At 66.8% G+C, this 4,649-nt stretch carries 5 protein-coding genes; all 5 read right to left on the bottom strand.

From position 1 onward, the window contains the following. Positions 1–1,755 (bottom strand): methyl-accepting chemotaxis protein (locus tag AC5P8J_RS20110; protein ID WP_495217097.1); only part of this gene is annotated, 1,755 nt, incomplete at its 3' end. 101 nt (positions 1,756–1,856) lie between these two features. Further along, positions 1,857–2,240, bottom strand: coding sequence for a hypothetical protein (locus AC5P8J_RS20105; RefSeq protein ID WP_021202161.1), 384 nt, complete (start codon positions 2,238–2,240; stop codon positions 1,857–1,859). Between the two features lie 136 nt (positions 2,241–2,376). Further along, positions 2,377–2,868 (bottom strand): chemotaxis protein CheW, encoded by a 492-nt coding sequence (locus AC5P8J_RS20100; protein ID WP_019659583.1) that lies wholly within the window; start codon positions 2,866–2,868, stop codon positions 2,377–2,379. 227 nt (positions 2,869–3,095) lie between these two features. Beyond that, complete coding sequence (locus AC5P8J_RS20095) at positions 3,096–3,869, bottom strand: flagellar brake protein (protein WP_021202160.1); 774 nt, start codon at positions 3,867–3,869, stop codon at positions 3,096–3,098. Between the two features lie 158 nt (positions 3,870–4,027). Continuing rightward, a partial coding sequence (locus AC5P8J_RS20090) for a methyl-accepting chemotaxis protein (RefSeq protein ID WP_495217095.1) occupies positions 4,028–4,649 on the bottom strand: 622 nt, incomplete at its 5' end.

The raw sequence follows: 4,649 nt of genomic DNA, 5'->3' as shown, positions 1-4,649 counted from the left end.
CTCGGCGATTTTCTTCGACGAGGCTTCGATGGCCGACATGGTGGTAACCACCTGGCCGACCACCTCACCGCCCTGCGAGGCGACGCCATGGGCGCCGATGGCGAGCTGGTTGGCCTGGCGGGCGTGTTCGGCGTTCTGGCGAACGGTGGAGGTCAGTTCCTCCATCGAGGCGGCGGTTTCCTCCAGGTTGGCGGCCTGCTGTTCGGTACGGCGCGACAGATCGCTGTTGCCCGAGGCGATCTCGCCGGCGGCCGAGCTGATCGCGCGGCTGGACTGCTTGATGCGGGTGACGATCTCGCTCAGCTGCGCGGCTGTGGCGTTGGCATCGTCGCGCATACGGGCGAACACACCCTGGTAGTCGCCATGCATGCGCACGGTCAGGTCACCCTGCGACAGTGCGGCGAGCAGGCCGGAGATCTGTTCGATGCTGCCGGCGTTGGCGTCCAGCAGGCCGTTGATCTGCTGGGCCAGCTGCAGGAAGAAGCCTTCCTTGTCGGTGGCGTCAATGCGGCCAGACAGGTCGCCGGCGGCGGCCTGGGCGATCACGCGGGCCACTTCCGCTTCAACCTGCGCTTCCTGGGTACGGTCGCGCCATTCCACCACGTAGCCGACAGTGTCACCGTCCTCATTGCGGATGGTCGAGACGACCTGGGCAAACTGGGCGTCGCCATACTGCATCGGGCGGCGGGCGACACCGTGCGCCTTCAGGTTGCCCAGCAGGGTCTGGTCCATTTCGCCACGGTGCTCAAGCACGGTGACCGGCTTGCCGATCAGCGAGGCCTGGGCATCGAAGTCCGGCAGGTCGCGGCGCACGTCGTCCTGGTACTGGCTCAGGGTCTGCTGCAGGGCGCGATTGGTGTAAACGATGGTGTTGCTGGTATCAGTCAGGTACACGCCGGTGGAGCTGTAATCCAGCGCGGTGCGGATGCGCAGGTTCTCGCGGGCGACCGCCTGGTCGGTCTCGATGCGTTCGCGCAGGTCGCGCTGCATGCGCTGCATGGCCTGCATCAGTTCGCCTACCTCGTCCTGGCGGCTGACGTCGATGTGGCCATCGAGCTTGCCGCCGGCCACGTCGTTGGCGACCGAGACGGCGCCGCGCACGCTGCCGACCAGTGCGCGGGCGAATAGCCAGACCAGCACCAGGCCGAGCGCGGCGCCACCCAGCAGGGCGATCACGGTCAGCACGGCCGAGGCGGAATAGGTGGACGCGGCCTGTTCGCGCGAGGCGCGGGCCAGGCGGTTGTCTTCGGCGATCAGCGCTTCCAGTGCCGAGGCGGCCTTGCGGTGCTTGGTGCGGGTTTCGCCGACGAAGGTATCGATGGCATCGTCCGGCAGGTCCAGTTCCAGCATCTCGGTGACACTGTCATAGGAGGCCAGGGCGTCCTTCCACTCCTTGGCGAAGGTGTCGAACAGCTTCTTCTGCTGCGCGTTGTCGACCAGCTTCGGGTACTCCTTGATCGACTTGTCCATGCTCGCGCGCAGCTCGACGCCCTGCTTGCGCGCATCGGACTTGACGTCGTCGCTGGCCCGGATCAGTTGCTGGTAGGCGGCATTGCGGTATTCGCCCAGCATGCCGCGCATCTCGCCGGCGAGGCGGATGCTCTCCATGCGTGAACCGGCCAGCTCGGTGGTGACGTTGTTCAGCGAATGCAGGCCGCGATAGGCGACGATGCCCTGCAACAGCATCACCAGCAGGAGGACGCCGAAAGTCAGCAGCAGCTTCGGCATCAGTTTCAGGTTGTTGATCCACGGCATGGGCGTTGCGAGCTCCTAAGGCAGACGCGCCCGGGCATCGGGCCCGGTTGCAGCAGAAACCACGCCGGCACCAGCACCGGCGTGGTCCGACGGACAGCGGATTACTTGATGTTGGCCAGCTTCAGGCCAGCGGGCGAGCTGACTTCGATTTCCGCGCGCGAGGCGTCACGCTGGATCTTGCCGATCACGCAGACGGTCTTGCCTTCCAGGGTTTCCAGCGGGAAGGAGAACTTGCTGCGGTTCTCGCCGGCGATGCGGGCCGAGAAGGTGTGGCGCGGGAAGGCGCCGCCCATGTAAAGGAAGGTCGGCTGGCCTTCGGAACCTTCTGCGTAGCGGGCCTTTTCGACCTTGCCGCAGACCATGCCGTCCTTGCCGACCGAGCGCGGTGCCAGTTCCGGCGGGATCATGTCGGCCGACTGGGCGAACGCGGAGGAAGCGGTGGTGGCCAGGACAGCGGCCGAAACGAACGCAAGCAGGGACTTCATCGAGGTATATCTCCGGGGATGGTGATGGTCGTTCCGGTTCCGCGCGCTCCTGCGCGACCGGCTTCTGTCCCCCTATCGGCACTGCCGGGGAGAACTGAAGGGTTTTGTGACCGGAACGTGAAGCAGGTCCGCTCGGTCAGGCAGCAGCGTCTTCGGCAAGGGCGTTCTGCCCCATGTCGGCGCTGTCGAGCAGGGTCTCGATGTCCAGCAGGATCAGCATGCGGTCGTCGTGGGTGCCGATGCCGGAGATGAAGCGGGTGTCGACGGCAGCACCGAATTCCGGGGTCGGACGGATCTGCTCGGCCGACAGCGGGATGACGTCCGAAACGCTGTCGACCACGATGCCGACCACGCGGTCTTCGACGTTCAGCACGATCATCACGGTGAAGGCGTCGTAGCGGGCATTGTCCAGGCGCAGCTTCAGGCGCAGGTCGATGACCGGCACGATGGTGCCGCGCAGGTTGATCACGCCCTTGATGTAGTCCGGTGCATCCGGCACCCGGGTGACGGCGTCGTAGCCGCGGATTTCCTGCACCTTGAGGATGTCCACGCCGTAGTGCTCGTCACCAAGGGTGAAGCTGAGGAATTCGCCACCGGCGCTGGCGGCGGAGTTGGTCTTGTCGTTCATCGAGGGGTCCTGGTTCTGCCGGAAGTCCCGGTGTCAGGCTCGATATCGGCCCCGCCGGGGGGGACTTTAGGTGCCGGCTCGGAGGCATCCGCGCATGGCGTGGGTCTGCCGAGGATCGGTAGTGCCGGAGGGTGGGGACTGCGGGGTAGGGGACGCGCCGGCCGTCGGCCGGAGGGGGAATGACGCGGGTGGCCGCCCCGCGACCGCCACTACCCATTGAACGCGCCCTACAGCTCGCCGTTGCGGCGTGCCTTGCGCTGGCGGTCGATGCGGAAGATGTAGCGCTGGATGGCGCTGTCGGCGCCGCGCGGCAGGGTGTCAAAGCGCATGCCTACCCGCTTGATCTCGATCCCGTTGGGTTGGCGCTGCGGCAACAGGTTGCAGACAACCAGCCCGATCTCCAGGTCCGGGCCGTCGGGCAACGACAGCACCGCCGGGTAGCGCTTCTGCAGGCTGAACACTGCGCAATCGGTTGGCACGGCGACCGCCAGGCCGCCGCCACTGATGTCCACCACCCGCATCGACAGGGCGTCGGCGCGGCTCTCGCCGGCGGGGATCCGCAGTTGGGGCGAATCGGTGACGGGGGTTTCCAGCCGGTACATCTCACGGCGTTGCAGATGCACCAGTTCGTCCGGAAGGGGGGCGCGGAAGGCAACGTGCCCATCGTTGTCCACGCGCTCCAGCGCGTGCAGGCGGAACCGCACGAGGACACGCTCGAGCTGGGCGAAGCACAGCAGATGGTCGGCCTGTTCGGCGGCACGGTTGGAAGCCTCCTGCAGGCTGCCATCGAGCAGCAGGTAGTCTTCATCCTCTTCGAGTTCGAGCAGTGCGGTCGGGAACGACCGGTCGCGGCCGTCGATATGGGCATTGATCAGTGATCGCTGGTCGATCAGCGAGCGCAGCAGCTGGCGCAACTGGCGCGGGTTGCGGACCAGGAAACGTTCGTCGGCGGCATCAGCCGCGTGGACATCATGCACTGCAGTGTCGTTGCCGTCGGACATGGAATCTACGGTCAGGGGCGGGCGCCAGCACGCGTTGGCGCGAGGCTCGATGGGGATATCGGCCTCTGCACCGGATTATGAAGTGGGATTTGCATCACTTTCCATGCGTAAGGGGCCAGACCCCTCTCCCGAGGGAGAAGGGTCCGACCCTGGCGACATCAGAACTCCTGCCAGTCGCCGTCTGCAGCCAGCGCCGACTGGGCTGTCCCGGTGCGCAGCGTACGTGCCGGGGCCGCCTTCACGGCCGGTGCGGCAGCTGCGACCTGGCGCGGTACCGGCGCCGCCAGCGGACGCGCCGGAATGGCCGTCGTGCCGTGCGATGCCAGCCGGAAGCGGGCCACGGCTTCGCCCAGCTGCACGGCCTGGTCTTCCATCGCACGCGCGGCGGCGGTGGCTTCCTCCACCAGCGCAGCGTTCTGCTGGGTGGTTTCGTCCATCTGCACCACGGTCTGGTTGACCTGCTCGATGCCGGCGCTCTGTTCCTGCGATGCGGCGGAGATCTCGGCCATGATGTCGGTCACGCGCTGCACCGAGGCGACGATCTCGCCCATCGTGCTGCCGGCCTGGTGCACCAGGCTGGAGCCTTCGGCGACCTTGCCCACCGAGTCGTCGATCAGGCCCTTGATTTCCTTGGCGGCGGCGGCCGAGCGCTGGGCGAGGGTACGCACTTCGCTGGCAACCACGGCGAAGCCACGGCCCTGTTCGCCGGCACGGGCGGCTTCCACCGCGGCGTTCAGTGCCAGGATGTTGGTCTGGAACGCGATGCCGTCGATGACGCTG

Source organism: Stenotrophomonas sp. YJH_SMC_37, assembly GCF_059370035.1.
This window is presented reverse-complemented; position numbering and strand designations above follow the sequence as displayed.

Bases quoted from the DNA above. Each gene is read 5' to 3' on its own strand.
- AC5P8J_RS20105 (WP_021202161.1), bottom strand. From the start codon at position 2,240: ATGAAGTCCCTGCTTGCGTTCGTTTCGGCCGCTGTCCTGGCCACCACC.
- AC5P8J_RS20100 (WP_019659583.1), bottom strand. From the start codon at position 2,868: ATGAACGACAAGACCAACTCCGCCGCCAGCGCCGGTGGCGAATTCCTC.
- AC5P8J_RS20095 (WP_021202160.1), bottom strand. From the start codon at position 3,869: ATGTCCGACGGCAACGACACTGCAGTGCATGATGTCCACGCGGCTGAT.